The organism is Streptomyces sp. NPDC016640 (assembly GCF_043076215.1).
In the GTDB taxonomy this organism is placed as follows: Bacteria; Actinomycetota; Actinomycetes; order Streptomycetales; family Streptomycetaceae; genus Streptomyces.
Map to the genome: position 1 here is coordinate 1 of NZ_JBIBRG010000020.1, position 24,686 is coordinate 24,686.

The following is a 24,686-nucleotide window of genomic DNA, read 5'->3' on the forward strand; positions in this document are numbered from 1 at the left end:
TCCCGCCTCGCCGACCCCCACACCCTGCACCACACCCCCATCGGCGTCTTCCGCTCCACCCACCGGCCCGTCTACGACACCCTCATGGCCGACCAACTCCACACCGCCACCCGACAACACGGCACAGGCGACCTCACCACCCTCCTCACCGGCAACGACACCTGGACCGTCGTCGGCTGACGCCTTCCGGAGGCCGCAGGGGGCCCGGGCGGGCTACTCCGCCCGGGCCTCGTCGTACGCCTGCCGGGCGGCGAGGACGTCGGCCGTGCGCCGGTCGGTCCACAGCGCCAGGTCGCGCACCTGCTCGGCGGCCTCGCGGCCCAGGCCGGTGAGGGAGTAGTCGACGCGGGGCGGGATGACCGGCTTGGCGTCGCGGTGGACCAGGCCGTCGCGCTCCAGGGTCTGCAGGGTCTGGGTGAGCATCTTCTCGCTGACCCTGCCGATCGCCCGGCGCAGTTCGCTGAAGCGGTACGGGCGCTCCAGGAGCTGGATCAGCACGAGCACGCCCCAGCGGCTCGTCACGTGTTCCAGGATCAGCCGCTGCGGGCACATCGCCTGGCCGTCGCGCCACCAGCCGTCCGCGTTCACCTCACTTACCGTCATGGCAGTACCTTACTCCAAAGTGGGTACTTTCCAATAGTTAGCGCTTCTCCTAGGGTTAGTGGCACCCACCCCACAAGGAGTTGTCGCATCATGAGCATCGTCGTCACCGGAGCCACCGGAAAGCTCGGCCGTCACGTCGTGGAACAGCTGCTGGAGAAGGTGCCGGCCGAGCAGGTCACCGCCGTCGTCCGCAGCGCGGAGAAGGGGGCGGACCTCGCCGGGCGCGGAGTACGGATCGCGGTCGCCGACTACAACGCCCCCGAGACCTTCGAGGGCCTGTTCGCGGCCGGCGACAAGGTGCTGCTGATCTCCGGCAACGAGTTCGACAAGGGCAGGGTGGGGCAGCACCAGGTCGTCATCGACGCGGCGAAGGCCGCCGGTGTCGCCCTGCTCGCCTACACCAGCGCCCCCGGCACCCTGACCGCCGCGCTCGCCGACGACCACCGCGGCACCGAGGAGGCGCTGCTGGGCTCGGGCGTGCCGTACGTGCTGCTGCGCAACGGCTGGTACCACGAGAACTACACCGAGAACCTCGCCCCGGTCCTGGCGCACGACGCGGTCGTCGCCGCCGCCGGGGAGGGCCGGGTCTCCTCCGCCGCGCGGGCCGACTACGCGGCCGCCGCCGTCGCCGTACTGACCGGCGAGGGGCACGAGAACACGACGTACGAGCTGGGCGGCGACCAGGCGTGGAGCTTCGCCGAGTACGCGGCCGAGCTGAGCCGGCAGACCGGCCGGCAGATCTCCTACCACACGGTCACGCCCGAGGAGCTGACCGGCATCCTGGCCGGTGCCGGACTGCCCGGGCCGATGGCCGCCGTCCTCGCGGGCGTGGACGCCTCCATCGAGAAGGGCGAGCTGGTCGTCGACAGCGGCGACCTGTCCCGGCTGGCCGGCCGTCCGACCACCCCGCTCGCCGAGGCCGTCGCCACCGCGCTCGAGGCCTGATCCGGAGGGCCTCGCACGCCCCACCCCCGCTCGTCATGACCGTATGCCGGTACGGACATGACAGGCGGGGGTGCCCGGCGTTACCGTCGACCGCGAGCGTTGCGCGCGCGTCCGGCGTGCGTCGCCCGAGGACAGGGCACGCGTCAGGCACGAAGGAGGGGCCCGTGACCGGGAAGTCGGCCGCAGAGCGGCGAACAGGACTGCTGAACGGCTTCGCGGCGTACGGCATGTGGGGGCTCGTCCCCCTGTTCTGGCCCCTGCTCAAGCCCGCCGGGGCAGTGGAGATACTGGCCCACCGGATGGTCTGGTCGCTGGTCTTCGTGGCCGCGGCCCTGCTGGTCATCCGCCGCTGGGCCTGGGCCGGCGAGCTGCTGCGGCAGCCCCGCAAACTGGCGCTGATCACGGTCGCCGCGGCGGTCATCACCGTCAACTGGGGCGTCTACATCTGGTCCGTGAACTCCGGGCACGTCGTCGAGGCCTCCCTCGGCTACTTCATCAACCCGCTGGTCACCATCGCGATGGGCGTGCTGCTGCTGAAGGAACGCCTCCGGCCCGTGCAGTGGGCGGCGGTCGCGGTCGGCGCCTCGGCGGTGCTCGTCCTGACCGTCGGCTACGGCCGCCCACCGTGGATCTCGCTCTGCCTCGCCTTCTCCTTCGCCGTCTACGGACTGGTGAAGAAGAAGGTCAACCTCGGCGGCGTCGAGTCGCTGGCCGCCGAGACCGCGATCCAGTTCCTGCCCGCGCTGGCCTATCTGCTGTGGCTGAGCGCCCGGGGCGACTCCACCTTCGCCACCGAGGGGTCGGGGCACGCGCTGCTGCTGGCGGCGACCGGGATCGTCACCGCGTTCCCCCTGGTCTGCTTCGGCGCCGCCGCGATCCGGGTGCCCCTGTCCACGCTGGGGCTGCTGCAGTACCTGGCGCCGGTCTTCCAGTTCCTCCTCGGCATCCTCTACTTCAAGGAGGCCATGCCGCCCGAGCGCTGGGCCGGTTTCGCGCTGGTGTGGCTGGCGCTCACCCTCCTCACCTGGGACGCGCTGCGCACCGCCCGCCGGACGGCCCGCGCGCTCGCCGGCCGGGCCGGGGCGCCGGGGACGCCGGCGGCCACCGGAACCCCCGTGCCCGCCGGGACGGCGGGCGCGGCGCCGCCCACCGGGCGCACGCCCGCCGCGTACGGGACGGACCCGCTGGAGACCAGGCCGTAGACCGCGGCCGCCACCGGGGGCCGGAGCGCCCGGCCGCGCGGTACCGGAGCCGGGCCCTATAACTGGTCCCATGACACAGACACCCACGCCGTCCACGCCGGTGCACTGGAAGGTCGTCGTCGACGCGGCCGACCCGCACGCCCAGGCCGACTTCTGGGCAGCCGCCCTGCACTACGTGGTCGAGGACAACAGCGTGCTCATCGGACAGCTGCTCGGCGCCGGCGCGGTGCCGGCCGACCTCACCGTCGAGTCCCACGGCCGCCGCGCCTGGCGCGACCTCGCGGCGGTACGGCACCCCGACGATCCCCACGACGAGGACAGCGGCACCGGTCGCGGGCGACGGCTGCTGTTCCAGCGGGTGCCGGAGGCGAAGACGGTCAAAAACCGGCTCCATCTCGATCTGCACCCCGGTGAGGGGCGGCGCGAGGAGGAGGTCGCGCGGCTGGAGGGGCTCGGCGCGCGGGTGCTGCGGCGGGTGGAGGAGCCGTCCGGGGGGTGGCTGGTGATGACGGACCCGGAAGGCAACGAGTTCTGCCTGCACTGAACGAGTCCCGCCCGCACCGGGGGCGTGTGCGCGGGCCGCGGCGGAGTGGCGCCGTGGGACACGAGCCGCTCAGGCGCCCGGGCTGCCCGCCCGCTCGGTCAGGCGCCCCATGCGGACGCGGGCGCACTCCAGTTCCTCGATCTCGTCGGCGGCCGGGCCGTCCTCGGCGGTGAGTTCGGTCCACAGCGCGATCAGCTCGTGCCCGAGCCGCAGTCCGAGCTGCGGGTCGCGTACCGCGCGCCACGCGGTGGCCGCGCTGCGGACGTTGCCGTAGGCGGCCTCCGCGTCCTCGGCGCGCCGGCAGATCACCGCCAGGTCGAGGGAGATCCGGAAGGCGCGCAGCGGCTCGCCCGCCAGGTAGGCGATGTACGCGGTGAGCTCGCGCAGCCGGAGCACCTCCGGGTGCTCGGGCCCGAGGGTCACGGACGCCTCCGCCATGGTCTCCCCGGCCAGCCGGGCCGCCGTGTCGATCCGGCCGGCCCGGACGGCGTCGTTGACGCGCGCCATGGGCTCGGCGAGGTGGTCACCGGAAGCACCGGGGGGGGCGTCACCGAGCACGGCCTCCGCCACGGCGTCGAAGCCCCGGGGCGGGGTCGGCCTGGGATCGGGGCCGAACGCGAGCTCGGGCTCGGGATCGGGATCGGGATCGGGCTCACGGGGCGGTTCGGCTGCCCGCGGGGACGGACGGGACAGCTCCGGGGCGGGGTGCGGCCTCGCGTCCATCGGCGGGGGCGGACCGAACGCGCCCGTCGGCGGCGCGACGGTGCCGGGCGGCGCGGCCTCCGCCGACCCGGGTACGGCCCGCAGCCGGGCGGTGGGTACGGAGTCCCGGGGAGCCTGCGCTCCGGGCAGGGGGCGCAGCGTGAAGGTGGGGGTGGAGTCCCGTACGGGCGCGGGCTCCGTCACCGGCGCCGGCGGCGTCTGCGGTTCCGGCACGGAGCGCAGCAGGTGCGTCGGCCGGTCCGGGCCGGGTGCCCGCACGGGCCCTCCGTCCCGGGCGGGCTCCCGGGCCTCGTCCCGGGCCGGCTCCCGGAGCTGCTGCCCGCCCGCCTCCCGGGCCTGGTCCCGGTCCCGATCGAGGGCCCGGTCCCGGCCCGGCTCGAGGGCCTGGTCCGGAGAAGGCTGTTGCCGGTCCTGCGCCGGTCCCGTCAGGACCGGCTGCGCCGTGAAGTGGCTGGAGCCGTCCGGCTCGACCCGGAGCGGGACGACATAGCCGATGCGTTCGTCGTGCACGGTGGCGAGGACGGCGTGCCCGGAGGCGATGGCGAGGCGGTGGAGGCGGTCGAGCACCACCTGCTGGATCTCCTCCCCCGGCCCCGGGATCACCGGTACCCCGCCGACCGACGCCCCGCCCGCGCCCTCCCCCCCGACGGGGACACGGACGTCGATCGGCGCTGCCGCGCGGTTCGCCGCATGTGCGGCCTGCTGCTGTTCCCGCTTGTTCTCGCGGCTGAGTCGGGACATCGTTCCCTCGATCGGGTCGTACACCTGGTGTCGAGTCTGTCCGTTCGCCCGCGCTTCTCACGTCACCGCGGTGTCACAGCCTCGTCCCAACGGCCGCCCGGCGCGGTTCCGCCGCCCGCCCGGCGGCATGAAGACCGGGACGACGAGCAGGAGAGGGGGCATGCGGACAGGCATGCGGCAGGGACCGGAGATCTGGATCCGAGGACCGGTGGCGGTACCGGAGGCGGCCCCGCCGGGACCCGCCCACCCACGGGCGGCGGCCCGGCGCTTCTCCTGGGTGGGACTGCACGGCGGCGCCGGTGTCTCCACCCTCGCCGCGGTCTACGGCGGCCATGACGGCGGCCGTGCCTGGCCCGGCCCCGCCGATCCGCGGTCGGTGCTGCTCGTCGCCCGGACCCACGCGGCCGGCCTGGACGCCGTGGTTCCGGCGGTGGAGGTGTTCCGGCGCGGCGAGGCGCCGCACGGGCTCGGCCTGGAGGCCGTCGTACTGGTGGCGGACGCGCCGGGACGCCTGCCGCGCCCCCTCGCGCAGCGGGTCCGGCTGATCGGGTCGGTGATCGACGCGTACCGCGTGCCGTGGGTGTCCGAGTGGCGCCTGGGCGACCTGAGCGGTCGGCCGCCCCGCGAGACGGAGCCGCTGGCCCGCCTGACGGGCGCGACGCGCTGAACGCCGCGGAGCCGCCCGGGGCGGAAACCGGCGCACCGGACGGCCAGGGGTACGGCGCACTCGGCGAGCACGGCCGGCACGGCGGCGGGGCGTCCGCGTCGGTCGAGGAGATCGTCTCCGCCGTACGCGGGCGGGGACCGCGGGCCGTCGACGTCGTCGCGGCGGCGCTGGAGCGGATCGCGCGGGCCGATCCCGGGCTGTGCGCGTTCACCGAGGTGTGGGACGAGGAGGCACTGCGGCGGGCGGCCGAGGTGGACGCGCGGGTCGGCGGCTCCCGGGAGGCGGGTGAGCGGCTGCCGCTGGCCGGGGTACCGATCGCCGTCAAGGGCCGGGGCGGGCTGCGCGCGGCGGGAGAGCTGCTCGCGGCCGGTGCCGTCGCCGTGGGCGCCACCTCGGTGCCCGGTCCGGGAACGCCCTGGCAGACCTGGGGGCTCGGGACGCACGGCCGTACCGTCAACCCGTGGCGGGCGGACCGCACGCCGGGCGGGTCCTCGGCCGGGTCGGCGGTGGCGGTGGCCGCCGGGCTGGTCCCCCTGGCGACGGGCGGTGACGGGGCGGGCTCGGTGCGGATCCCGGCGGCGTGGTGCGGGGTCGTCGGCCTGAAGACCACGGCCGGCCGCCTCCCCTCGGCCGACCCCACGGGTCTCGCCACGCGGGGAGTCCTCGCCCGCACGGCCGCGGACGCGGCGGCCTGGTGGCGGGTGGTGTCGCGGCGGCAGACGCCCGGCGAGGCCCCGGGGCCCCTCCCCGTCGCCGCCCTCTGGTCCCCCGACCTCGGTTTCGCGGACCCCGACCCGGAACCCGTCGCGCTGGCCCGCGCCGCGGTCGGCCGGCTCGTCGACGCCGGAGTCGTACGGCTCGTACGGCCGTCGGCGGCACCGTCGCTGCTGGATCCCGCCCCGGCCTGGCTCGCCCTGCGCACCCCGGGCGCGGATCTCGCCGGCGCCCACCGCGTCCGGGCGGAGAACGACCGGCGCCTGGAGCGCCTCTTCTCGGCCGCCGAACTGCTGCTCACCCCGACGACGCCCACCGCCCCGCACGGCCACGACGGCCCCGGTGACACCTATTCGACCGCGCTCACCTGGGCGTTCAACGTCAGCGGGCATCCCGCGCTGAGTCTGCCGGCCGGGTTCGGCGCGGACGGCTGCCCGGCGGGGCTGCAGTTGGTGGCACCGCGCGGGCGGGAGGCGCTGGTGCTGGCCGTGGCGCGGGAGGCGGAGCGGCGCGGGGCCTGCCCCTGAACCCCGGGGGCGCCCGGAGCCCCGCCGAATCCCCTTGGCCATTTGATTGCATGCGCATATAATGCAGATGCTTGTTATTGGCGTGCGCCGACTTCTCTGGGGATGACCATGACTCGCCGTTTCCTCTTCGTCCTGGGCAGTGCCCGTCCCGACGGCAACACCGAACTGCTGGCCCGCCGGGCCGCCGAACAGCTGCCCCCGGACGTGGAGCGGCAGTGGCTCGACCTCACCGCCCACCCCGTGCCCGACTTCGAGGACCTGCGCCACGACAGCGACCACGTGCGTCCCACCGAGGGACCCGTGGCCCGACTCCTGGACGCGACCCTGGCGGCGACGGACGTGGTGATCGCCTCGCCGCTGTACTGGTACTCGGTGTCCGCGCAGACCAAGCGCTACCTGGACCACTGGGCGGGCTGGCTGCGCACCCCCGGCCTGGACTTCAAGGCGGCCATGGAGGGGCGCACCCTGTGGGGCGTCACCGCCCTCGCCCACGAGGAACCGGAGGTCGCCGGCCCGCTGATCGGCACGCTGAACAACTCGGCCGCCTACCTGGGCATGCGCTTCGGCGGCGTACTGCTCGGCAACGGCAGCAAGCCGGGTGACGTGCTGAAGGACACGGAGGCGCTGGCGCGGGCGAAGACGTTCTTCGCCCAGGACGCGCCCCTCGCCCGGTTCCCCTACGAGGCCGGCTGATCCGCCGGGCGGGCCCCGGTCACGCGGTGATGTCCTTCGCCGTGAACCGCGCCCAGGCCGCCGAGCCGAACACGGTCGCGTACAGGGCCTGGAGGCCGAGGTTCCTCGTCAGGTCCTCCCAGTAGACCGGTTCGCGCATCAGGTCGGCGAAGGACAGCCAGTAGTGGGGGAAGAGGTAGGGGTGGAGGGCGTGCAGCTGCGGGATCTGGTCGATGATCTGGACCGTGATCAGCAGCCCGACCGTGGTCGCCATCGCCGCGATGCCGCTGTCGGTCAGCGTCGAGACGAACAGGCCGAGCGCCGCCACCCCGATCAGTGACACGGCGACGACCAGGGCGATCAGCAGTGCTCTGGCCAGGCCCTCGGCGAAGCCGATCCGGGTGCCCGAGATGGTCGTGAGATCGCCCAGCGGGAACAGCAGCGCGCCGGTGATCAGCGCCGAGAACGCCACCACGAGCGTGGCGACCAGGCAGAAGGCCATGACGGTCGCGTACTTGACGAGCAGCAGCCGGCTCCGTCCGGCGGGGGCGACCAGGAGATAGCGCAGGGTGCCGGCGTTCGCCTCGCCGGCGAGGGCGTCGCCCGCGACGACCCCGATCGCCATGGGCAGGAAGAACGGCAGGGTGGCGGCGAGCGCGGTGAAGACCAGGAACAGGCCGTTGTTGGTGACCTGCGAGATGAACGCCGGTCCTCCCCCGCCGCCTCCGCCCGCCGAGCCGTCGTCACCGGTCTCGATCCGCACCGCGACACCGACCAGCACCGGTACGGCGGCCAGCACCCCGAGCAGGGCGAGGGTGCGCCGGCGCCGGAAGGTGACGACCAGTTCGCTGCGGAACAGGCCGAGGGTCCACAGCGGGCTCGCCTTCCGCACCGCTTCAGCCCGCGACATCGAAGCCCTCCCCGGTCAGCGCCACGAACGCGTCCTCCAGCGAGGCCCGTTCGACCCCGAAGCCGCGGACCCGGACCCCGGCCGTCACCAGTGCCGCGTTCACCTCGGCGAGGTCACGCCCGGGCGTCTCGCCGGTCACCCGGTCCTCGGCCACGACGACGTCGGCCACCCCCTGCTCCTTCAGCACCCGGGCCGCGTCCGCCGGGTCCGGCGTGCTCACCACCAGCCGGCCCCGGGTGCCCGCGGACAGGCCGGCGACGGATCCCTGGGTGATCAGCCGGCCCCGGGCCATCACGGCGGCGTGCGTGCACACCTGCTCGATCTCGTCGAGCAGGTGTGAGGAGAGGAAGACGGTGGTGCCGTCGGAGGCCAGTTCACGGACGAGGGTGCGGATCTCCCGCATGCCCTGCGGGTCGAGGCCGTTGGTCGGCTCGTCCAGGACGAGCAGCCGGCGCGGCCGGAGCAGGGCGGCCGCGAGGCCGAGGCGCTGCTTCATGCCGAGGGAGTACGCCTTCGCCTTCTTGCCGGCGGCGGCCGTGAGGCCCACCCGGTCCAGTGCGGCGGCGACGCGCGTGCGCCGGGTGCGCGGATCGGCGGTCGGGTCGGCCGCGTCGAAGCGCAGCAGGTTGTCGCGGCCGGAGAGGAAGCCGTACAGGGCCGGACCCTCGATGAGGGCGCCGACGTGGGGCAGCACGGCGCGCGCGGAGCGCGGCATGGGGCGCCCCAGGACGTGCGCCGTGCCCGAGGTCGGCTCGATCAGGCCCATCAGCATGCGGATGGTGGTGGTCTTGCCGGACCCGTTGGGGCCGAGGAAGCCGAAGACGCTGCCCGCCGGCACGGTCAGGCGCAGACCGTCGACGGCGAGCTGTCCGCCGCGGTAGCGCTTGGTGAGCGCGCGGGTGACGATGACGCCGTCACCGGCGTCCGCGCCCCGTCCCGTGTCCGCGCCGCCGTCCGGCTCCGTGGCGGACGCCTCGCCCATCGGCTCCCCCGTTCCCTCACTGCGTCGGTGGGTCCGGGGACCTACTTCCCCGCGTCGGCCGCCTTCACCAGCGCGTCCTTGGTGACGGCGCCCACGTAGACCTTGCCGTCCTCGGTCATCAGGGCGTTGACCAGGCGGGTGCTGAACACCGTGCCGGTGCCGAAGTCGCCCTTGACCTGGTCGCCGAGCGAGCCGAGGAAGCCGCCGAGGTCACCGCCCGCCTCACCGGTGGGCAGGCCGCCCTCGCCGCCGGTGTCGAAGACGGCGACGGAGTTCCAGCCCTCGCCGAGCATCTTCAGCCCGTCGAGGCCCTTGGCCAGGTCCTCCTCCGGCTTCGGGGCGTTCTCCGGCTTCCCGGAGCGCTCCCGGCCGTGGTCGAGTTCGCCGTCCTCGGTCACCTCGGCGCCCTTGGGCGGGGTGAACGCGAAGGTCGACGCGGCCGGCCGGTCGAAGCTCACCTTGGTGAAGCCGACGTCCACGACGGCGGCACCGCCGCTCGCCGGGGTCAGCGTGAACTTCAGCGGCATACCGGTCCTGTGATCGACCGCGATGCTGATCGCGCCGACCGTGGAGCCGGACTGCCTGGGCTTGACGACCAGCTTGTACGCGTCCCGGCCGGCCACCTGCGCGGTGCCGTCGACGGCCACGGACGTGGTGTCGTCGACCGCCTTCAGCGCCTCCTCGGCGAAGTCCTTCGGGGTGGCCGGGGGCTTCTGCGCCCGGTCCTCGCCGGACCGGTCGACGGTGCTGTGGTGGACCGCGTTGGACGCGCTGTCGTAGCCCCAGACGTCCTTGCCGTTGTGGATCAGGCTGTACTCGGCGGCGTTCTCCAGGAGCGAGAGCTTCTGCCGGTCCGGGCCGTCGGCCGCGACGCGCAGCGTGTGCGTGCCGGAGGCCAGCTCGGTGAGCTTGGCGGACGGGTCGGCCGAGGAGCCGCCCTCGCCCTGCTCCGTCGCGCCGGAGACCAGGCCGCTCTCCAGGCCGCCGAGGTCCGGCAGCCCCAGGTCCGTGGTGATCTTCACCGTGCCGGACAGCTGCTGGACGTCCGACGTGGCGATCCTCTCGATGAGCTGCACGGCGGTGATCTCCGGCAGATCGGGGTCGCCGGAGTCGGCGATGGCGGGGACCAGCCCGATGGTCGCGGCCGCCACTCCCATCACCGTGACCGGGACGACGTACCGCGCGGCCCTGCGCCGTCCCGCGCGCGGCTCGTCGGCCTCCCCCGCGGTCGTCGTGTCGTCGGTTTCGTACGGTGCCATGTGTGCCCTGCCTTCGTGGTCGGCGGCGGCTTCCGTCTCGTGACCTCGCGCCAGTCTCACCCTGAGCCGCCATTCTCACCCGAACCGGTGAGAAGTGGTGTTGTCCGTCGTGGTCCATCTGACCAAATCCGGCACGCGGAATCGTCAGACCCGGGGCGCAACTCCGTGTACTGCTGCGGTATGACACGGGGGGTGGTTTTCTCCCCCGACCAGTAGGGGTCGAGGGGGAGTTCGGGAGACGGCCGGGTCAGCCGGCCCGGTGCACGACCGCGTCGCACAGCTGCACGAGCGCCGCCTTCGCGTCGCACTCCCGCAGCGGGGCCAGCGCCGCGCGGGCCTCCTCGGCGTACCGCACGGTGTCCCGGCGGGCCTGCTCCAGCGCGGGGTGGACCCGCAGCAGCCGCAGCGCCTCGGCGTGCCGGGCGTCGTCGGTGAGGTCGGAGTTCAGCAGCTCGCACAGGGCGATGTCGCCGGCCAGCCCGAGGCGGGCCGTGCGCTCCCGCAGCCGCAGCACGGGCAGCGTGGCGATGCCCTCGCGCAGGTCAGTGCCGGGGGTCTTGCCGGACTCGTGGGAGTCGGAGGCGATGTCCAGGACGTCGTCGGCGAGCTGGAAGGCGACGCCGAGCCGCTCGCCGTACTGGGTGAGCACGTCCACCACCGTGTCGTCGGCGCCGGACATCATCGCGCCGAAGCGGCAGGAGACCGCGACCAGCGAACCGGTCTTGCCGGCGAGCACGTCCAGGTAGTGGTCGACCGGGTCCCGGCCGCCCTGCGGTCCCGCGGTCTCCAGGATCTGCCCGGTGACCAGCCGCTCGAACGCCCCGGCCTGTACCCGCACCGCCTCCGGGCCGAGGTCGGCCAGGATGTGCGAGGCCCGGGCGAAGAGGAAGTCGCCGGTGAGGACCGCGACGGAGTTGCCCCAGCGGACGTTCGCGCTGGCGACTCCGCGCCGTACGTCGGCCTCGTCCATCACGTCGTCGTGGTACAGCGTGGCCAGATGGGTCAGCTCCACGACCACGGCGGACGGTACGACACCGGGTGCGTAGGGATCGCCGAACTGGGCGGCCAGCATCACGAGCAGCGGGCGGAACCTCTTGCCGCCGGCCCGCACCAGGTGCTGGGCGGCCTCCGTGATGAAGGGCACCTCGCTCTTGGTGGCCTCGAGCAGGCCCTCCTCGACAGCCGTCAATCCGGCCTGGACATCGGCTTCCAGAGCCTGGTCCCGCACGCTCAGCCCGAACGGCCCGACGACGGTCACGAGGGGTCTCCTGTCTGCTGGTGTCTGCTGGCGATCACACGGTTCGTCGATAGGTCGCTGCCCTCACTCGAGTCAGCGTATCCGGTCACGTTTCGATCACCGTCAGCGCCCGGGGATACCGGGAGAGCGGCACGGGACCGGAAGCGGGGGTGATGCCGATCGACCGGCCATGCGGGACATTCCCTGACTTTCCGGACGCGGCACCCTCTCCTCGCCCCCGGCGCTTCGAGCCCTCTCCCGGCACACACGCCACCCCTCCCGCCCCGGCGTCCGATGCGCGGCTATTGCCGGCGAATATCCCATTGGCCGGAAATGGCTCCACGGTTCCCGGTCAGTGAAGTGGGTCACGGCGGCCCGGCGGCCCGGCCGCTCCCCGGCGCACGCCTTTCCCCTTCACCCGGAGCCCAGTTGACCCCTGGTGAACAAAAAGGATCAAGCATCCCAAACACCCCGTTCCACGATCGAACGGCGTGCGGTGTGACATCCGCACTTGTTCCCGCCCCGTGCCCTCGCATACGTTCCCGGCCTGCCGGGCGGACGCCTAGTCCTGCCGCCGCCCGCACCACACCCGACGACGAACTCACGCACGGCAGGAGCGGGGGACCCAGGCAAGCCGCCGGACCGGGCAACGCACCGGAACGGCTCGGGGTGAAGCCGTGCCCGCAGGGCACGGCCGGGCACTCTCCCGCCCGAACCCGACAGCTCACCCCGCAGGCGTAGGAGAGGAACCCAGACATGCCCGCACAGGGTCAGCACCGCCACTCCGGCAGCCGCCGCCTCGTCCGCTCCCTCGCCGTCGCCGGCACCGGCGTCGCCATGGTCGCCCTCCCGCTGTTCGGCGCCACCAGCGCCGCCGCGGACACCACGACGGCCACCGCGACGGCCACGACGGCGTACCCGGACAACCTCGACGGCTGGATCCGCGAGTCGCTGTCCGTCATGGCGCAGCACGGCATCCCGGGCAGCTACGAGAGCATCCACCGCAACATCCTGCGCGAGTCCTCCGGCAACCCCGCCGCCATCAACCTGTGGGACTCCAACGCCGCCGCCGGCACCCCCTCCAAGGGGCTGCTCCAGGTGATCGACCCGACCTTCGCGGCCTACCACGTACCCGGCACCGTCTTCGACCCGTTCGACCCGGTGGCGAACATCACGGCGGCCTGCAACTACGCCGCCGACCGCTACGGCTCGATCGACAACGTCTTCGGCGCGTACTGATCCGGAGCCACCCGCTGCCGGCCCGGCCCGCCGAACAGCCGCTCGAGGACGACGGCCACGCCGTCGTCCTCGTTCGACGCGGTGACCTCGTCGGCCACCGCCTTCAGCTCGAGGTGGGCGTTGGCCATGGCGACGCCGCGGGCCGCCCAGTCGAACATGGGGATGTCGTTCGGCATGTCACCGAAGGCGACGGCGCGCTCCGGGCTCAGCCCGAGGTGTTCGGCGGCCAGCGCCAGCCCGGTGGCCTTGGTGACCCCGCACGGCTGGAGCTCCACCGTGCCCGGCCCCGACATGGTGACCGTGGCCAGCGAACCGACCACCGACCGCGCCGCCGCCGCCAACGCGTCGTCGGTCAGCCGCGGATGGCGCAGCAGCACCTTGCTGATCGGCCGGTCCCACAGATCGCCGCGCCGCTCGACCCGTACGGCGGGGAGGGTCGGGTGCGGCATCAGATAACCGGGCTCGATCAGCGTCAGCCCGTCGACCCCGTCCTGGTCGACCGCGGCGTACACCTCCCCCACCTCGGCCTCGATCTTGCCGAGCGCGGTCTCCGCCAGTTCCCGGTCCAGCGTGACGGACCACAGCATCCGGTCCGCGCCGGCGTCGTACACCTGCGCTCCCTGCCCGCACACCGCGAGCCCCGTGCTGCCGAGGTCGTCCAGGAGCGGCCGCACTCTGGGGGCCGGGCGCCCTGTCACGACGAGGTGCTGGGCACCGGCCCGAGCCACCCGCGCGAGCGCTGCGCGGGACCGGTCGGAGAGGGTGTCGTCGCCGCGCAGCAGCGTCCCGTCCAGGTCGGTGGCGATGAGTGAATATGCGGTGGGTACGGCCATGATCAGAGAATACGGACAACCCCACGATCCGCCTCACGCTGCCCGGAACCGCTTGCGCGACCGCGTCCGTCACGCTAAGGGACCTTTCCGCCATCGCCTGGTACGGGCGGGTTGCGGACCTCTTTCCCCGTTCGGCGAGAACATGCTCCGCTGTCTACCGTCCGCCCGGTCCCGGGCGGTACCTTCCCAGTGTCCAGGGGGGACTTGATCGGGGGGTCAGGTGAGCGGTGGACGCGTGCGCGTGCTGAGACCCGGGGAGCTCGGCGAGGGGGAACGGAAGCGCTGGCGGGAACTGCGCGCCGCGACGGACGCACCGCGCAGCCCCTTCATGGAACCGGAGTTCGCCACCGCCGTGGGCCGGGTGCGGTCACAGGCCCGGGTCGCGGTGCTGTACGAGGGAGCGGAACCGGCGGGCTTCCTGCCGTACGAGCGGGGCGTGCTGGGGCAGGGCCGGGCGATCGGGCTCGGGGTGTCGGACTGCCAGGGCGCGGTCCTGGCCCCCGGCGCCGCACCGGAGACCGGTGAACTGCTGCGGGCCTGCTCGGTGTCGAGCTTCGCCTTCGACAACCTGGAGGCGGGCCAGGGGCTGTTCGTGCCGTACGCGGCCGAGGAGCACACCACGTACGTCATCGACGTGGAGAAGGGGTACGGGACCTACGAGTCCGTGCTGCGCACCCGGTCGCCGAAGTTCCTGAAGAGCACCCTGGCCAAGGAGCGCAGACTGGGCCGCCGGACCGGACCCGTGCGGTTCGTCTTCGACGAACGGGACCCGGCCGCGCTGCGCGTGCTCATGGAGTGGAAGTCGGCGCAGTACCGCAGGACCGGGCGCCGCGACCGGTTCGCGCAGGAGTGGATCGCCCGGCTCGTGGGCCGGCTCGCCGGGACCCGGGCGCCCCAGTGCACGGGCACGCTGTCGGTCCTGTACGCCGGCGGCCGTCCCGTCGCCGCGCACTTCGGCCTGCGTTCGGCGTCGGTCCTGGCCTGCTGGTTCCCGGCGTACGACACGGAGTTCGCGAAGTACTCGCCCGGTCTCGTGCTGCATCTGCGGATGGCCGAGGCGGCGGCGGCCGAGGGCATCGGCATGCTCGACATGGGGCGCGGGCCGGCCGCCTACAAGGACGCGCTGAAGACCGGCGAACTCGCCGTCTACGAAGGGGCGGTGACCCGTCCGGGCGCGGGCGCCGTCCTGCACTGGCTGGGCCGCGAGCCCGCGCGCCGCGCGCACGGCTTCGTGCGCGCCCGCCCGCGCCTGGCGGCGCTGGCGTCACGGACGTTGAAGGGCGCGGCACGGCTGCGCCGGTCGTGAGGAGGGGAGGACGCATGTCCGGCGGAACACGAGCGGGCGCGGGGGCGGACGCGGGGGCGGGCGGACGAGGGGGCGCGCGGGCGCGTACGCGGGAGGAGATACGGCGGTTCCTGGCGATCGGCGCGGTGCAGGTCGCCGAGGTCGACCTGGACGGCGACGAGGCCGGTCCGAGACCCGGCCCGGGCAGCCCGCCGGTGACGCACGGCGAGGTGTTCCTGCTGGTCAGGCGGTCGGGCCGACCGGTGGGGACGCTGCTGACGCGGGTACCGCAGGGCGCGGACCCGCGGGCCGTCCTCATGACGGCGGCACGCGAGGCCATGGCGGGATCCCTGTCCCGGGAAGGTGTGGGGCCCGTGCCGGAGGGAGGTCCCGGAGACGTGCGGGGCGAGGGGGGGCTGCCGTTCGTCTCGGTGGTCGTGGCCACGCGGGAGCGGGCCGGGCAGCTCGCCCGGGCGCTGGACTCGCTCCTCGCGCAGGAGCACCCCCGCTTCGAGGTGGTCGTCGTCGACAACGCGCCGTCGACCGGCGCGACCCGGGAGCTGGTGGAGCGGAAGTACGGCGAGCGGGTGCGGTACGTGTGCGAACCGGTGCCCGGACTCGCCGTCGCGCACAACAGGGGGCTGGCGGAGGCCGGGGGCGAGGTGATCGCGTTCACGGACGACGACGTGGTCGCCGATCCCCGCTGGCTGGCCGAGCTGACCGCGCCCTTCGCCGCCGACCGCCGGACCGGCTGCGTCACCGGCCTGATCCTGCCGGCCCGGCTGCGCACCCCGGCGCAGGTCCTGCTGGAGGGTCACGGCGGCTTCGCCAAGGGCTTCACGCCGACGACGTACGACCCCTTGGACCCGCCCCGCGACGAGCCGCTGTTCCCCTTCACCGCGGGCCGCTTCGGATCCGGCGCGAACATGGCCTTCCGTACCGGGGTGCTGCGTGCCGTCGGCGGCTTCGACCCGGCCACCGGCGCGGGAACGGCCGCCCGGGGCGGTGACGACCTCTACGGGTTCGTGCGCGTCCTCGCCGACGGGCACCGGCTGCACTACACGCCGTACGCGCTGGTGTGGCACCACCACCGGGAGACCTGGGCCGACCTGGAGACCCAGGCCTACGGCTACGGCGCCGGCCTCACCGCCTACCTCACCGCGATCCTGGTCAACCGCCCGGCGCTGCTGCCGGCGTTCCTCGCCCGGCTGCCGCGCGGCCTCGCCCACGCCCGCGCGCTGACCGCCGTACGCGACACCGGCGGTGGCGGCGGGGCGCCGGGGACGCACGGCACCCGCACGCATCCCTGGCCACGCCGGCTGTCACGGCTGCAGCGCAGGGGGATGGTGTACGGGCCGGTCGGCTATCTGCGCGCACGGCGGGCGTCGGCGAACACCGCGGAGGGGGGGACGGGATGAAACCGGCCATACCCGTCTTCCTCTATCACGCCGTGATGGACGAACCACCGGACTGGATCGCCGAGTTCACCGTCTCGCCCAGGCAGTTCGCGGCCCATCTCGGTGCCGTCGTGGACAGTGGCCGCACGCCCGTCACCATCAGCGCCCTCGCGGACCACCTCACCGGACGGGCTCCCCTGCCGCCCCGGCCGGTGCTGCTCACCTTCGACGACGGCTTCGCCGACCTGCCCGGCCCCACCGCCGACGCCCTCGCCGAGCGCGCGCTGCCCGCCACCGCCTACCTCACCACCGGTGCCATCGCCCCGGGCGGCCGGAGCCTGCTGCCGCCCGCCCCGATGATGCCGCTGAGCCGAGTGGCCGAGCTGGAACGTTCCGGCGTGGAGATCGGCAGTCACACGGTCACCCACGCCCAGCTCGACACGCTGACCGCCCGGCGGTTGCGCACCGAACTGGTGGACTCCAAGGCGGTGCTGGAGGACATCCTCGGCCATCCCGTCCCCCATCTCGCCTATCCGCACGGCTACAACAGCCCCCGGGTGCGCGCCATGGCCGCCCGCGCCGGCTACCGGACGGCGACCGCCGTCCGGCACGCGCTCAGCTCGGACCGGGACGAGCGCTACCGCATCGCCCGTCTGATCGTGCGCCGCGGCCACACCGTCGCCGACGTCGAGACCTGGCTGGCGGGCGACGGCGTGCGGATCGCCCCCTACCGGGACGGCCCGAGGACGATCGCCTGGCGCTGGTACCGGCACGGCCGGGCCGCCCTGCGCGGGCCGGAGTTCGCGGGCTGAGCGGCGGCCGGGGACGTCACCTCAGCGGCTGGTTCAGGTACGGATCGGCCACCACCTCGCGCAGGCTCCGCCACGCCGCGTCGTCGGCCAGGGACAGATCGCAGTGGGGCCCCGGGTCCCGGTAGTTCCACTGGAGCGCCGCCTTGACCCCCTCCAGGTCCTTCAGCACCCGCGGGACCTGCGCGTACCACTCGGCCTGCCGCTCGGGGCGGGCGGAGTCGACCGCCGTGCCGAACTCGGAGAGCATCAGCGGTTTGTCGTCGGAGATGTTCCGGCGTATCCACTCGTGGGTGGTCGTCTGGGTCTGCTCGAAGGTCAGCCAGTCCGTCCTGTGGCAGCGGTAGTAGTTGTACTGGTTGTAGCCGATCCAGTCGACGTAGTCGTCCCCCGGGTACATCCGCTCGAACAGGCCGGCGTGGTCCAGGTATCCGGTGATGATCCACGTCCACACCACGTTGTCGGCGCCCAGCTCGCGGAACCGGTCGTGGATGTGCCGGTGGGCCCCGACGTACTCGGCCGGGGTGCCGTTGTCCGGGGTGCGGGTGTCCATCTCCAGGTCGAAGGAGAGGAACACCTTCTTCCCGGTGCGCTCGCCGTACTCCTTGATCCGCCGGGCCTGCACGTCGATGACGGAGGCGTCCAGCTCGCCGGCCGCGATCTCCTTCCACGTCGGCTGCTGCCGTTTCGCACCGCCCCACCACTTGCTCTCCCAGGACAGCAGCAGCATGCGCTCGTCGCCCACGCGCTGCTCCTCGGGGGTGAGCAACTGCCCCTCCCGGCGGGTGCCCTCGGGCAGGGACATGTCGTGGTACGTGTAGACGATGTCGAGCCTGCGGCCCACGCGTTCCTCGTAGGCCTCCACCCTGTCCTCCAGGTCCGCCCGGTCGTGCGGCACGAACGCGCCGAACCAGGCGCCGCAGGGCGGTTCGAGCAGCGCGGTGGGCGCGCATTCCCCGTCCGTCCCCGAGGGCCGCGGGTCCGACGGTCCGGAGGCGTTCCGGAGGGCGAGCACGGCGACGAGGACCGCGCTGACGACCGTCGCGGAGGTGAGCAGCAGCCGACGGTGCCGCGACACCGGCCCGGGTGCCGGCCCGGGCTCCTGCCGTGCGTACGGCCTGCGGTGCCGGCCGTCGGCGGTGCGCGTGCCGCCGTCGCGGCGCAGGGGACGGATGAACCTCACAGAGCGGAACCCTTCCGTGTCGCCGGCGCCCGCGGGGAGGCGCGCAGCCGCGGGCAGAACGCGGCGAGCGTGGTCAGGAGTGTCAGCGTCAGCAGCACGCGCCGCGCGCTGAAGGTGTGGGTGGCGATCAGCACCGTCGCGACGACCATCACCGCCGAGACGCTGAGGAGGACGCTCAGCATCAGCCGTTCCAGCTGGTCGGAGCGGCGGGCGAAACCGGGGTGGCGGGACTCGACGGGCCCCCGCCCGGCCCGTGCGCGCAGCGCCGGGCCGCAGACGCCGACCAGCGCGGCGCCGGGGCCCGCCGCCAGGAACACGGCGACGGCCGCGCCGCGCAGCGGCGAACCACCGGGCAGGGCGAGCGCGGCGAGCGCCAGCCAGCCGCCGAACGGCGGGAGCATCCGCACCACGAGGTCCTGCGGTGTCATCGCTCCGCTCCCCCTTCGCGCCTCAGTTCGTAGACCACGCCCGCGTCGTTCTCCGCCACCAGCCGGAACCGCGGCGAGGCGGCGACGGACTTCCGGACACGGTCCAACTGGTCGGCGGTGAGCTGCCCGTTCATCTCGGAGTTGGCCGACTGGCCCTGTGTCAGCAGGAAGTAGGCGCGGCCCGGGCGCTCCACCCCGCTCATGTCGCGGGCGAGGGTGGCGGCGGGGGCACGGAGGATCTCGTCCACGTGCCGCCGGGCGTCGTCGAGGAACCAGTAGTGGTCGATGGTCCCGTACGACTCGTGGGCGAGCGGGTAGTTGCGGTTGGCGGCGACGATCAACGAGCCCCCGGGGGCCCCGTCGAACAGCTGCTGGACCAGGGCCACTTCCGCCGGCGGGAAGTAGTTGATCCGGTCCTTGCCCGAGTAGCTCGGGACGAAGGCCAGGGTCCCGGCGAGGAGGACCGGCAGCGGGCCCCACACGCCGATGCGCAGGCGCGCGGCGGCCGGTGCGCGGGCCCGTGCCCCCCGCGCGCGGGCACCGGCTCCGGCGTCGGTGGCAGGTCCGGCGTCGGCGGCTCCGGCCCTGGCGGCGGCTCCGGAGGCGGCTCCGGCCGCGTTCTCCGCCTCGGCTTCGGCGGCGAGGGTGCGCACCTTGGGCAGCAGCGCCGCGGCGGCGAAGAAGGCGACGCCGGGCAGCATGAACATCAGCACCCTGAAGATCATCTCGCTGCCGTAGCTGCTCGCCGCGAACATCGGCAGCGGGGCCGCCGCGATCACCAGCAGGGGCATCGCCCGGCGCCGCAGCACGCGCTGCCGCCACACTCCGGCCACCGCCAGCAGCAGCACCGTGCCCGACAGCAGCCGGGCCGCCCAGGAGGTCGCCACCGCTCCGGTACCGGTCGGGGTGGCGCCGTATCCGGTGGCGACATTGCCGCCGACGTCCCCCACCGAGCGGATCATGTCCGGCATCGCGGCGGACAGGAAGGGCAGCGCGGCCGTCAGACACCAGGCCAGGAAGATCACGACCGTGCTGACCAGCGGCACCCAGTCCCGGCAGCGGCGGACCAGGCACAGGGCGAGCAGCGAGACGGCGAGCATGCCGGGGGTGAGCTGGTGCGAGATGACGATCGCCGTCACCAGCGCGCTGGTCACGACCGTCCAGAGGGCCTGCCGCTGCCGGCCGCGCGCCCCGCCGTACCCGCCGTACCGGCGCAGGACCACGGCCAGGACGCCGAGGTGCAGCACGAAGGCCACCGACTGGGGGGAGAAGTAGTCCTGGCCCACCCAGTTGGCGGCGCAGAAGAGCCAGACCGCGGTCCAGGTCAGCCGCCGGTCCTCGGTGAAGGTGCGGTAGACCAGCAGCAGCGGGAGCAGCAGCATCAGGCTGGAGACCAGCGGCCACCAGGCCATGTACATCGCCGCCGACTCCACGCCCAGCAGCCGCACCAGCGCGGCCTGGGCGGCGAAGAAGCCCGGCCACTGGTCGTACACGGCCATGTCGCCGACCCGGTCGGCGCCCTGGAGCCCGCCGTCCGTCAGCAGGTGGCCGACGACGGCGTCGTGCTTCCACGCCCAGGCGTACAGCGGGGTCGGGTAGAGCACGGCCTGGGTGGCCCGCTCCATCACCAGCAGCCCGAGCACGTACGCCGCCGGCCAGCCGTCCGGCCGTCGCGGATCGCGGACCGTGAACCAGAAACCGGCGGTCAGGACCGCCAGGCCGGCCCAGAAGCCCGGGTGGAGCGCGGTGACCAGACCGAAGTCGTCGAGCCGCGACACATCGGTGTGCCGCACCGCGTACCCCCACAGGACGAGCGCGGCGAGCAGCGGGACGCCGGGCCGGGCGGCGGCGAGGCCACGGCGGCCGGGCCGCACGGGCGGGAGACCGGAAGGATCCGTCACGGGTTCACGGGCGGAACCCGACGGCTCGGGCGAGGAGAGGGACCGCGGCCCGGTGACGTGCTCCGGTACCGCTTCGTCATGGGTGACCGGCACCGGCCTGCTCCCCGGCGCGGGCTCGGACGCGGATCTCCCGCGAGGCGTGGCTGGCGGACGCACGGTGGTTCCCCCCTGGCGGTTCGGCTCTGCGGCGTGATCAGTCCTCGGGCAGGTCGTTCGGCGCCCCCTCCGGCTCGGGGCGGTCCCCTGCCGTCCGTCCGTCGTCCCGCCGGTCCGCCCCCTCGCGCTCCGGCCCCCCGCCGGCCGTGCCGCTCCGGGCCGCCGGACCGGCCGCCCGCGACGTGGCGTCCCCGTCCTCCGGAGCGGGCGCCGCCGCCGCGTCGTGCGGCCGCACGACGAGCGCCGGCGTGTCCGCCCGCGGCGCCTCCCGTTCGTACCCGGGGCGGCCGATGGACAGCGCAGCCGTGTCCTCGGCGTCCTCGGCGTCCTCGCCCCGGTACGCGGCGCGGCGGGCCCAGCCCGTGCCGTACCCGGCGGTGGCGTTCAGCCGGGCCCAGCGGGTGCCGTAGGCCGGGGCGTCGGCGGGCAGCCGGTCCACGGGCCGGCCGGTCCTGCCGCGCAGCGCCGCACGCAGCCCGAGCACCGAGACGACCGCGATCAGCGTCATGCCGGTCAGCACCGCCCACCCGGCCCCCGCGATCCCCGCCGGCGTGAACAGCACGGCCGCGCTGCCCAGCACCAGCGCGCACATCGCCCCCTGGAGCGCCGCGAGCACACCGGTGCGCCCCTGTACCCGCAGCACCCCGATGTACAGCTCCACCACCACCCGGGGCAGCGCCCCGAGGGCGAGCAGCCGCAGCACGGTCGAGCCGTGCTCGGCGTAGTCCGCGCTGAACGGCGTGAGGATCTGCGGTGCGAAGACCACCAGCACCGCGACCACCGGAACCAGCAGCAGCGTCATCCGGCGCAGCGCCCCCCGCACCCCGTCGGCGAGCTGACGCGGGTCGTGCGAGGCGTGGGCGGTGAGCGACGAGGCCATGTTGATGGCCATGAACTCCATCGTGCCGCCGACGGTGTACGCCACGTAGAAGTAGCCGTTCTCCGCGGCGCTGAAGCGGACGGCGACCATCACCGGCAGCAGATTGATCATCGCCAGGCTGAACAGCGCCCCGAGCGAGTCGCCGGCCAGGAAGCGGCCCATGGCCCGCAACGCGGGCGGTTCCGCGTCCCGGTCGGCGGCGGCCTGGCGCGGGATGAGCCGGCGGAAGACCAGCCAGCCGAGCGGGAGCGTGGAGAACGCGATGGCCACGGCCCAGGACACGAAGACGCCCAGCACGGGCAGCGCGCTCGCGAAGACGGCCAGCAGGGCCAGCTTCCCCAGCGAGAACACCGCGTTGCCGGCCGGCACCCACGCGGCCCTGCGCAGCCCGGTGAGCACCCCGTCCTGCAGCGTGAGCAGCGCCCAGCCCACGCACGCCGCGACGAACAGCGCCCCGGCCGCCGGGGCACCGAGGGGGGCGTAGGAGGCGCCCCACTGGTCCAGCGTGAGCAGGAAGACACCCGCGGCCAGGGCGACGACCAGCGAACTCGCCCCGTACACCCCCCACACCAGGCGCGCGGTCCCGCGGCCGGCCCGCGGTACGAAGCGGACCACGGCGCCGATCATCGTGGTCGCGGTGATGCCGGCGAGCAGCCGCATCGCGGCGATCGCGGCGGAGCCCCGGCCGACGGCGTCCTCGGAGTAGTGGCGGGCGGCCACCAGCCAGAACCCCAGGCCGAGCACGGCGGAGACGCCCGTGCTGAGCATCAGGAAGTAGGCGTTCCTGAACAGGGAGCCGGAGGCCGGGCCGCTGCCGGCGGGCCGCGGCCCGCCGCCGGAGCGCACCGCGGCGGGCTCCTGCACCTGGATGTCAGTCACGGGACGGCCCCAGCCCCCTCGCCGTCGTGCCCGGCCGGGCCGGGTCCCGCGGAAGGCCGGCCGGCCGCGCGCCGGACCGCTCCAGCGCGTCGGCGGCCTCCCGCGCCCGCAGCGGGTCGGCCGGCAGCGCGTGCCGGGCGAACCAGCGGGCGGCCCCGGGCGCGGGGTCCGTGAACGCCTGCCCCGCGTAGTCGTCCAGGGGCGGGCCGCAGAGGTAGCCGGTCACGATCCGGATCACGTCGTCGTCGACCGGCGGCCTCAGCACCCGGCCGCCCGGCGGGCACCAGTGACGCAGCGCCGCATGCAGCCCGAACCTGCGGGACGGCGCGTACGCACAGTCCCGGCCGAGCCGGCCGCGCACGGTCTCCCCCAGCCGCTGTGGCCGCGAGCCGTGGCGCACCGGTCCCGGGCCGGCCTCCCCGATGGCCATCAACCCCCCAGAGTGCCGTCGGAACGCCCCCTCCCCGAGGCCTTCCGGCACCCGCCCAGAGTCGCCCCGTTCGCACCACTGCGTCAAGATTGCATCGCGTCCCGTGGACGACTTCCGGTGCACAAGTGGAAGCGGTACGTGAGCCGTTGCGCCGTCGTACGCCCTGCCCGCCGGCCCCTTCCGCCTCCGGACCACCGCTGCGGCCCTGCACAGGACCGCCGTCTCACCCGTAACGTGTGGCACGGCCACGGACACGTGGAGCACCCGCGCACACGAAAGCGAGGCAGCACCCGATGCCCCCCTTCGACGTCCCCGAGGGCGACCCCTTCGGCCCGCACAACCTGCCGTACGGCGTGTTCTCACCCCCTGGCTCGTCGGAGCGGACCGTGGGCGTCCGGCTCGGCGACCACGTCCTCGACGCCGGCGCGGCGGCCCACGCCCTCGGCTCGCCCTACGCCTCCCTGCTCGCCCGCCCCACCCTGAACCCGCTGCTGGCCGCGGGCCGTACGGCCTGGTCGGACGTGCGGCGGGCGCTCACGGCGTGGGTGACGGTCCCCGCGCACCGGGAGACCGTCGAGCCGCTGTTCCACCCGCTGTCCGAGGTGACCCCGCACCTCCCCTTCGAGGTCGCGGACTACGTCGACTTCTACGCCTCCGAGAACCACGCCCGCAACGTCGGCCGCATCTTCCGCCCCGACGCGGAGGACTCCCTGACCCCCAACTGGAAGCACCTGCCGATCGGTTACCACGGCCGCTCCGGCACGGTCGTGGTGTCGGGCACCGACGTCGTACGCCCCTCGGGTCAGCGCAAGGCGCCCACGGACCCCGCTCCGGTCTTCGGGCCGTCCGTGCGGCTGGACATCGAGGCGGAGGTCGGTTTCGTGGTCGGCGTGCCGTCCGAGCGGGGCCGGCCGGTGCCGCTCGGCGACTTCCGCGACCACGTCTTCGGCCTCTGCCTCCTCAACGACTGGTCCGCGCGCGACGTCCAGGCCTGGGAGTACGTGCCCCTCGGTCCGTTCCTCGGCAAGTCCTTCACCACCTCGGTGTCGGCCTGGATCACCCCGCTGGACGCCCTGGAGGAGGCCCGGGTGGCACCGCCGGAGCGCACCCACGGGCTGCTGCCCTACCTGGACGACGCGGGCGAGGAGCCCGGCGGGTACGACCTGCGGATCACCGTCGCCGTCAACGGCCACGTCGTCTCCGAACCCCCCTTCTCCACCATGTACTGGACGGCCGCCCAGCAGCTCGCCCACATGACCGTCAACGGCGCCTGCCTGCGCACCGGCGACCTGTACGGCTCCGGCACGGTGAGCGGTCCCGCCGAGCGGGAACGCGGGTCGCTGCTCGAACTGACCTGGAACGGCCGGGAGCCCCTCGAACTGCCCGACGGCAAGCGGACGTTCCTGGAGGACGGGGACGTGGTGACGCTGTCGGCCTGGGCGCCGGGCCCCGGCGGCGTCCGCGTGGGCCTCGGCGAGGTCACGGGACGGGTGGTCCCCACGGTCTGACCTCGTCGGGGCCTCCCGATCCCGCACGATCC

At 74.2% G+C, this 24,686-nt stretch carries 22 protein-coding genes, 2 pseudogenes and 1 riboswitch; of the genes and pseudogenes, 12 read left to right on the forward strand and 12 right to left on the reverse strand.

Features of this window, described 5'->3' with window-relative positions; translation table 11 throughout:
• Positions 1–180: pseudogene (locus ACF07S_RS30705) on the forward strand (2-oxoacid:ferredoxin oxidoreductase subunit beta); the annotation flags it as partial.
• 33 nt (positions 181–213) lie between these two features.
• On the opposite strand, the gene ACF07S_RS30710 reads toward ACF07S_RS30705, so the two are convergent.
• Positions 214–603 carry a winged helix-turn-helix transcriptional regulator gene (locus tag ACF07S_RS30710; RefSeq protein WP_391966143.1) on the reverse strand — a complete coding sequence of 130 codons (390 nt, stop codon included), beginning with the start codon at positions 601–603 and terminating at the stop codon, positions 214–216.
• Between the two features lie 90 nt (positions 604–693).
• Here ACF07S_RS30710 and ACF07S_RS30715 point away from each other — a divergent pair, with 90 nt between their 5' ends.
• The 3 genes from ACF07S_RS30715 (at position 694) to ACF07S_RS30725 (ending at position 3,294) form a co-directional block, all read left to right on the forward strand.
• Entirely contained in the window at positions 694–1,548 is an 855-nt protein-coding gene (locus ACF07S_RS30715; protein ID WP_391975675.1) for an SDR family oxidoreductase, read from the forward strand.
• A gap of 164 nt (positions 1,549–1,712) precedes the next feature.
• The gene (rarD, locus tag ACF07S_RS30720) at positions 1,713–2,750 is read left to right on the forward strand and encodes an EamA family transporter RarD (protein WP_391966141.1); all 1,038 of its coding nucleotides are present in this window, start codon (positions 1,713–1,715) and stop codon (positions 2,748–2,750) included.
• A 70-nt stretch (positions 2,751–2,820) separates the two neighbouring features.
• Positions 2,821–3,294 (forward strand): VOC family protein, encoded by a 474-nt coding sequence (locus ACF07S_RS30725; protein WP_391966140.1) that lies wholly within the window; start codon positions 2,821–2,823, stop codon positions 3,292–3,294.
• A gap of 69 nt (positions 3,295–3,363) precedes the next feature.
• Here ACF07S_RS30725 and ACF07S_RS30730 read toward each other — a convergent pair whose 3' ends face one another.
• Entirely contained in the window at positions 3,364–4,758 is a 1,395-nt protein-coding gene (locus tag ACF07S_RS30730; protein WP_391975676.1) for a tetratricopeptide repeat protein, read from the reverse strand.
• A 160-nt stretch (positions 4,759–4,918) separates the two neighbouring features.
• Here ACF07S_RS30730 and ACF07S_RS30735 point away from each other — a divergent pair, with 160 nt between their 5' ends.
• The 3 genes from ACF07S_RS30735 to ACF07S_RS30745 all read left to right on the forward strand — a co-directional run bounded on the left by ACF07S_RS30735 (position 4,919) and on the right by ACF07S_RS30745 (position 7,359).
• Positions 4,919–5,425, forward strand: a complete 507-nt coding sequence (locus tag ACF07S_RS30735; RefSeq protein WP_391975677.1) for a DUF6668 family protein — start codon at positions 4,919–4,921, stop codon at positions 5,423–5,425.
• Between the two features lie 110 nt (positions 5,426–5,535).
• Positions 5,536–6,666, forward strand: a complete 1,131-nt coding sequence (locus ACF07S_RS30740; protein WP_391975721.1) for an amidase family protein — start codon at positions 5,536–5,538, stop codon at positions 6,664–6,666.
• A 108-nt stretch (positions 6,667–6,774) separates the two neighbouring features.
• Positions 6,775–7,359 (forward strand): flavodoxin family protein, encoded by a 585-nt coding sequence (locus tag ACF07S_RS30745; RefSeq protein WP_391975678.1) that lies wholly within the window; start codon positions 6,775–6,777, stop codon positions 7,357–7,359.
• A 19-nt stretch (positions 7,360–7,378) separates the two neighbouring features.
• On the opposite strand, the gene ACF07S_RS30750 is transcribed toward ACF07S_RS30745, so the two are convergent.
• The 4 genes from ACF07S_RS30750 to ACF07S_RS30765 all read right to left on the reverse strand — a co-directional run bounded on the left by ACF07S_RS30750 (position 7,379) and on the right by ACF07S_RS30765 (position 11,747).
• A complete protein-coding gene (locus ACF07S_RS30750; protein ID WP_391966136.1) occupies positions 7,379–8,248 on the reverse strand; it encodes an ABC transporter permease in 870 nt (289 codons plus the stop codon).
• Positions 8,235–9,230, reverse strand: coding sequence for an ABC transporter ATP-binding protein (locus tag ACF07S_RS30755; RefSeq protein ID WP_391966135.1), 996 nt, complete (start codon positions 9,228–9,230; stop codon positions 8,235–8,237). Before ACF07S_RS30755 ends, ACF07S_RS30750 begins: the two co-directional genes overlap by 14 nt.
• A gap of 41 nt (positions 9,231–9,271) precedes the next feature.
• Positions 9,272–10,489: an outer membrane lipoprotein carrier protein LolA gene (locus ACF07S_RS30760; protein WP_391975679.1), complete on the reverse strand. Its 1,218-nt coding sequence runs from the start codon at positions 10,487–10,489 to the stop codon at positions 9,272–9,274.
• Between the two features lie 247 nt (positions 10,490–10,736).
• Positions 10,737–11,747: a polyprenyl synthetase family protein gene (locus tag ACF07S_RS30765; protein WP_391966133.1), complete on the reverse strand. Its 1,011-nt coding sequence runs from the start codon at positions 11,745–11,747 to the stop codon at positions 10,737–10,739.
• Between the two features lie 562 nt (positions 11,748–12,309).
• Positions 12,310–12,477: riboswitch (cyclic di-AMP (ydaO/yuaA leader) on the forward strand.
• A 5-nt stretch (positions 12,478–12,482) separates the two neighbouring features.
• On the opposite strand from ACF07S_RS30765, the gene ACF07S_RS30770 reads away from it, so the two are divergent.
• Positions 12,483–12,965: a transglycosylase SLT domain-containing protein gene (locus tag ACF07S_RS30770; protein ID WP_391966132.1), complete on the forward strand. Its 483-nt coding sequence runs from the start codon at positions 12,483–12,485 to the stop codon at positions 12,963–12,965.
• Here the strand turns inward: ACF07S_RS30770 and ACF07S_RS30775 are convergent.
• A complete protein-coding gene (locus ACF07S_RS30775; protein WP_391966131.1) occupies positions 12,929–13,798 on the reverse strand; it encodes an HAD family hydrolase in 870 nt (289 codons plus the stop codon). The genes ACF07S_RS30770 and ACF07S_RS30775 overlap by 37 nt on opposite strands.
• Positions 13,799–14,033: 235 nt before the next feature.
• On the opposite strand from ACF07S_RS30775, the gene ACF07S_RS30780 reads away from it, so the two are divergent.
• From ACF07S_RS30780 to ACF07S_RS30790, 3 genes are all read left to right on the forward strand, one after another.
• Positions 14,034–15,104 (forward strand): GNAT family N-acetyltransferase, encoded by a 1,071-nt coding sequence (locus ACF07S_RS30780; RefSeq protein WP_391975680.1) that lies wholly within the window; start codon positions 14,034–14,036, stop codon positions 15,102–15,104.
• Between the two features lie 125 nt (positions 15,105–15,229).
• Entirely contained in the window at positions 15,230–16,501 is a 1,272-nt protein-coding gene (locus ACF07S_RS30785; protein WP_391975722.1) for a glycosyltransferase, read from the forward strand.
• 35 nt (positions 16,502–16,536) lie between these two features.
• On the forward strand, positions 16,537–17,292 hold the full coding sequence (locus ACF07S_RS30790) for a polysaccharide deacetylase family protein (RefSeq protein ID WP_391975681.1): 756 nt from the start codon (positions 16,537–16,539) through the stop codon (positions 17,290–17,292).
• Positions 17,293–17,308: 16 nt separating this feature from the next.
• On the opposite strand, the gene ACF07S_RS30795 is transcribed toward ACF07S_RS30790, so the two are convergent.
• The 5 genes and pseudogenes from ACF07S_RS30795 to ACF07S_RS30815 form a co-directional block, all read right to left on the reverse strand.
• Positions 17,309–18,472, reverse strand: coding sequence for a glycosyl hydrolase (locus ACF07S_RS30795; protein WP_391966129.1), 1,164 nt, complete (start codon positions 18,470–18,472; stop codon positions 17,309–17,311).
• Positions 18,469–18,900, reverse strand: coding sequence for a hypothetical protein (locus ACF07S_RS30800; protein ID WP_391966128.1), 432 nt, complete (start codon positions 18,898–18,900; stop codon positions 18,469–18,471). The genes ACF07S_RS30795 and ACF07S_RS30800 overlap by 4 nt, the downstream gene beginning before the upstream one ends.
• On the reverse strand, positions 18,897–20,801 hold the full coding sequence (locus ACF07S_RS30805; RefSeq protein WP_391975682.1) for a glycosyltransferase: 1,905 nt from the start codon (positions 20,799–20,801) through the stop codon (positions 18,897–18,899). The genes ACF07S_RS30800 and ACF07S_RS30805 overlap by 4 nt, the downstream gene beginning before the upstream one ends.
• 361 nt (positions 20,802–21,162) lie before the next feature.
• A pseudogene (locus ACF07S_RS30810) lies at positions 21,163–22,716 on the reverse strand (lipopolysaccharide biosynthesis protein); the annotation flags it as partial.
• Positions 22,709–23,146 carry a hypothetical protein gene (locus ACF07S_RS30815; protein ID WP_391975683.1) on the reverse strand — a complete coding sequence of 146 codons (438 nt, stop codon included), beginning with the start codon at positions 23,144–23,146 and terminating at the stop codon, positions 22,709–22,711. The pseudogene ACF07S_RS30810 and the gene ACF07S_RS30815, both read right to left, overlap by 8 nt.
• Positions 23,147–23,439: 293 nt before the next feature.
• Between ACF07S_RS30815 and fahA the strand changes: the two genes are divergently transcribed.
• The gene (gene fahA, locus ACF07S_RS30820; RefSeq protein WP_391966124.1) at positions 23,440–24,654 is read left to right on the forward strand and encodes a fumarylacetoacetase; all 1,215 of its coding nucleotides are present in this window, start codon (positions 23,440–23,442) and stop codon (positions 24,652–24,654) included.
• The last annotated feature ends 32 nt before the right edge of the window (positions 24,655–24,686 follow it).

Excerpts from the sequence above, each read along its gene's own strand:
- ACF07S_RS30750 (WP_391966136.1), bottom strand. The coding sequence starts at position 8,248 with ATGTCGCGGGCTGAAGCGGTGCGGAAGGCGAGCCCGCTGTGGACCCTC.
- ACF07S_RS30725 (WP_391966140.1), top strand. The coding sequence starts at position 2,821 with ATGACACAGACACCCACGCCGTCCACGCCGGTGCACTGGAAGGTCGTC.
- ACF07S_RS30730 (WP_391975676.1), bottom strand. The coding sequence starts at position 4,758 with ATGTCCCGACTCAGCCGCGAGAACAAGCGGGAACAGCAGCAGGCCGCA.
- ACF07S_RS30815 (WP_391975683.1), bottom strand. The coding sequence starts at position 23,146 with ATGGCCATCGGGGAGGCCGGCCCGGGACCGGTGCGCCACGGCTCGCGG.
- fahA (WP_391966124.1), top strand. The coding sequence starts at position 23,440 with ATGCCCCCCTTCGACGTCCCCGAGGGCGACCCCTTCGGCCCGCACAAC.
- ACF07S_RS30715 (WP_391975675.1), top strand. The coding sequence starts at position 694 with ATGAGCATCGTCGTCACCGGAGCCACCGGAAAGCTCGGCCGTCACGTC.
- ACF07S_RS30770 (WP_391966132.1), top strand. The coding sequence starts at position 12,483 with ATGCCCGCACAGGGTCAGCACCGCCACTCCGGCAGCCGCCGCCTCGTC.
- ACF07S_RS30775 (WP_391966131.1), bottom strand. The coding sequence starts at position 13,798 with ATGGCCGTACCCACCGCATATTCACTCATCGCCACCGACCTGGACGGG.
- ACF07S_RS30755 (WP_391966135.1), bottom strand. The coding sequence starts at position 9,230 with ATGGGCGAGGCGTCCGCCACGGAGCCGGACGGCGGCGCGGACACGGGA.
- ACF07S_RS30710 (WP_391966143.1), bottom strand. The coding sequence starts at position 603 with ATGACGGTAAGTGAGGTGAACGCGGACGGCTGGTGGCGCGACGGCCAG.
- ACF07S_RS30735 (WP_391975677.1), top strand. The coding sequence starts at position 4,919 with ATGCGGACAGGCATGCGGCAGGGACCGGAGATCTGGATCCGAGGACCG.
- ACF07S_RS30790 (WP_391975681.1), top strand. The coding sequence starts at position 16,537 with ATGGACGAACCACCGGACTGGATCGCCGAGTTCACCGTCTCGCCCAGG.
- ACF07S_RS30760 (WP_391975679.1), bottom strand. The coding sequence starts at position 10,489 with ATGGCACCGTACGAAACCGACGACACGACGACCGCGGGGGAGGCCGAC.
- ACF07S_RS30800 (WP_391966128.1), bottom strand. The coding sequence starts at position 18,900 with ATGACACCGCAGGACCTCGTGGTGCGGATGCTCCCGCCGTTCGGCGGC.
- ACF07S_RS30745 (WP_391975678.1), top strand. The coding sequence starts at position 6,775 with ATGACTCGCCGTTTCCTCTTCGTCCTGGGCAGTGCCCGTCCCGACGGC.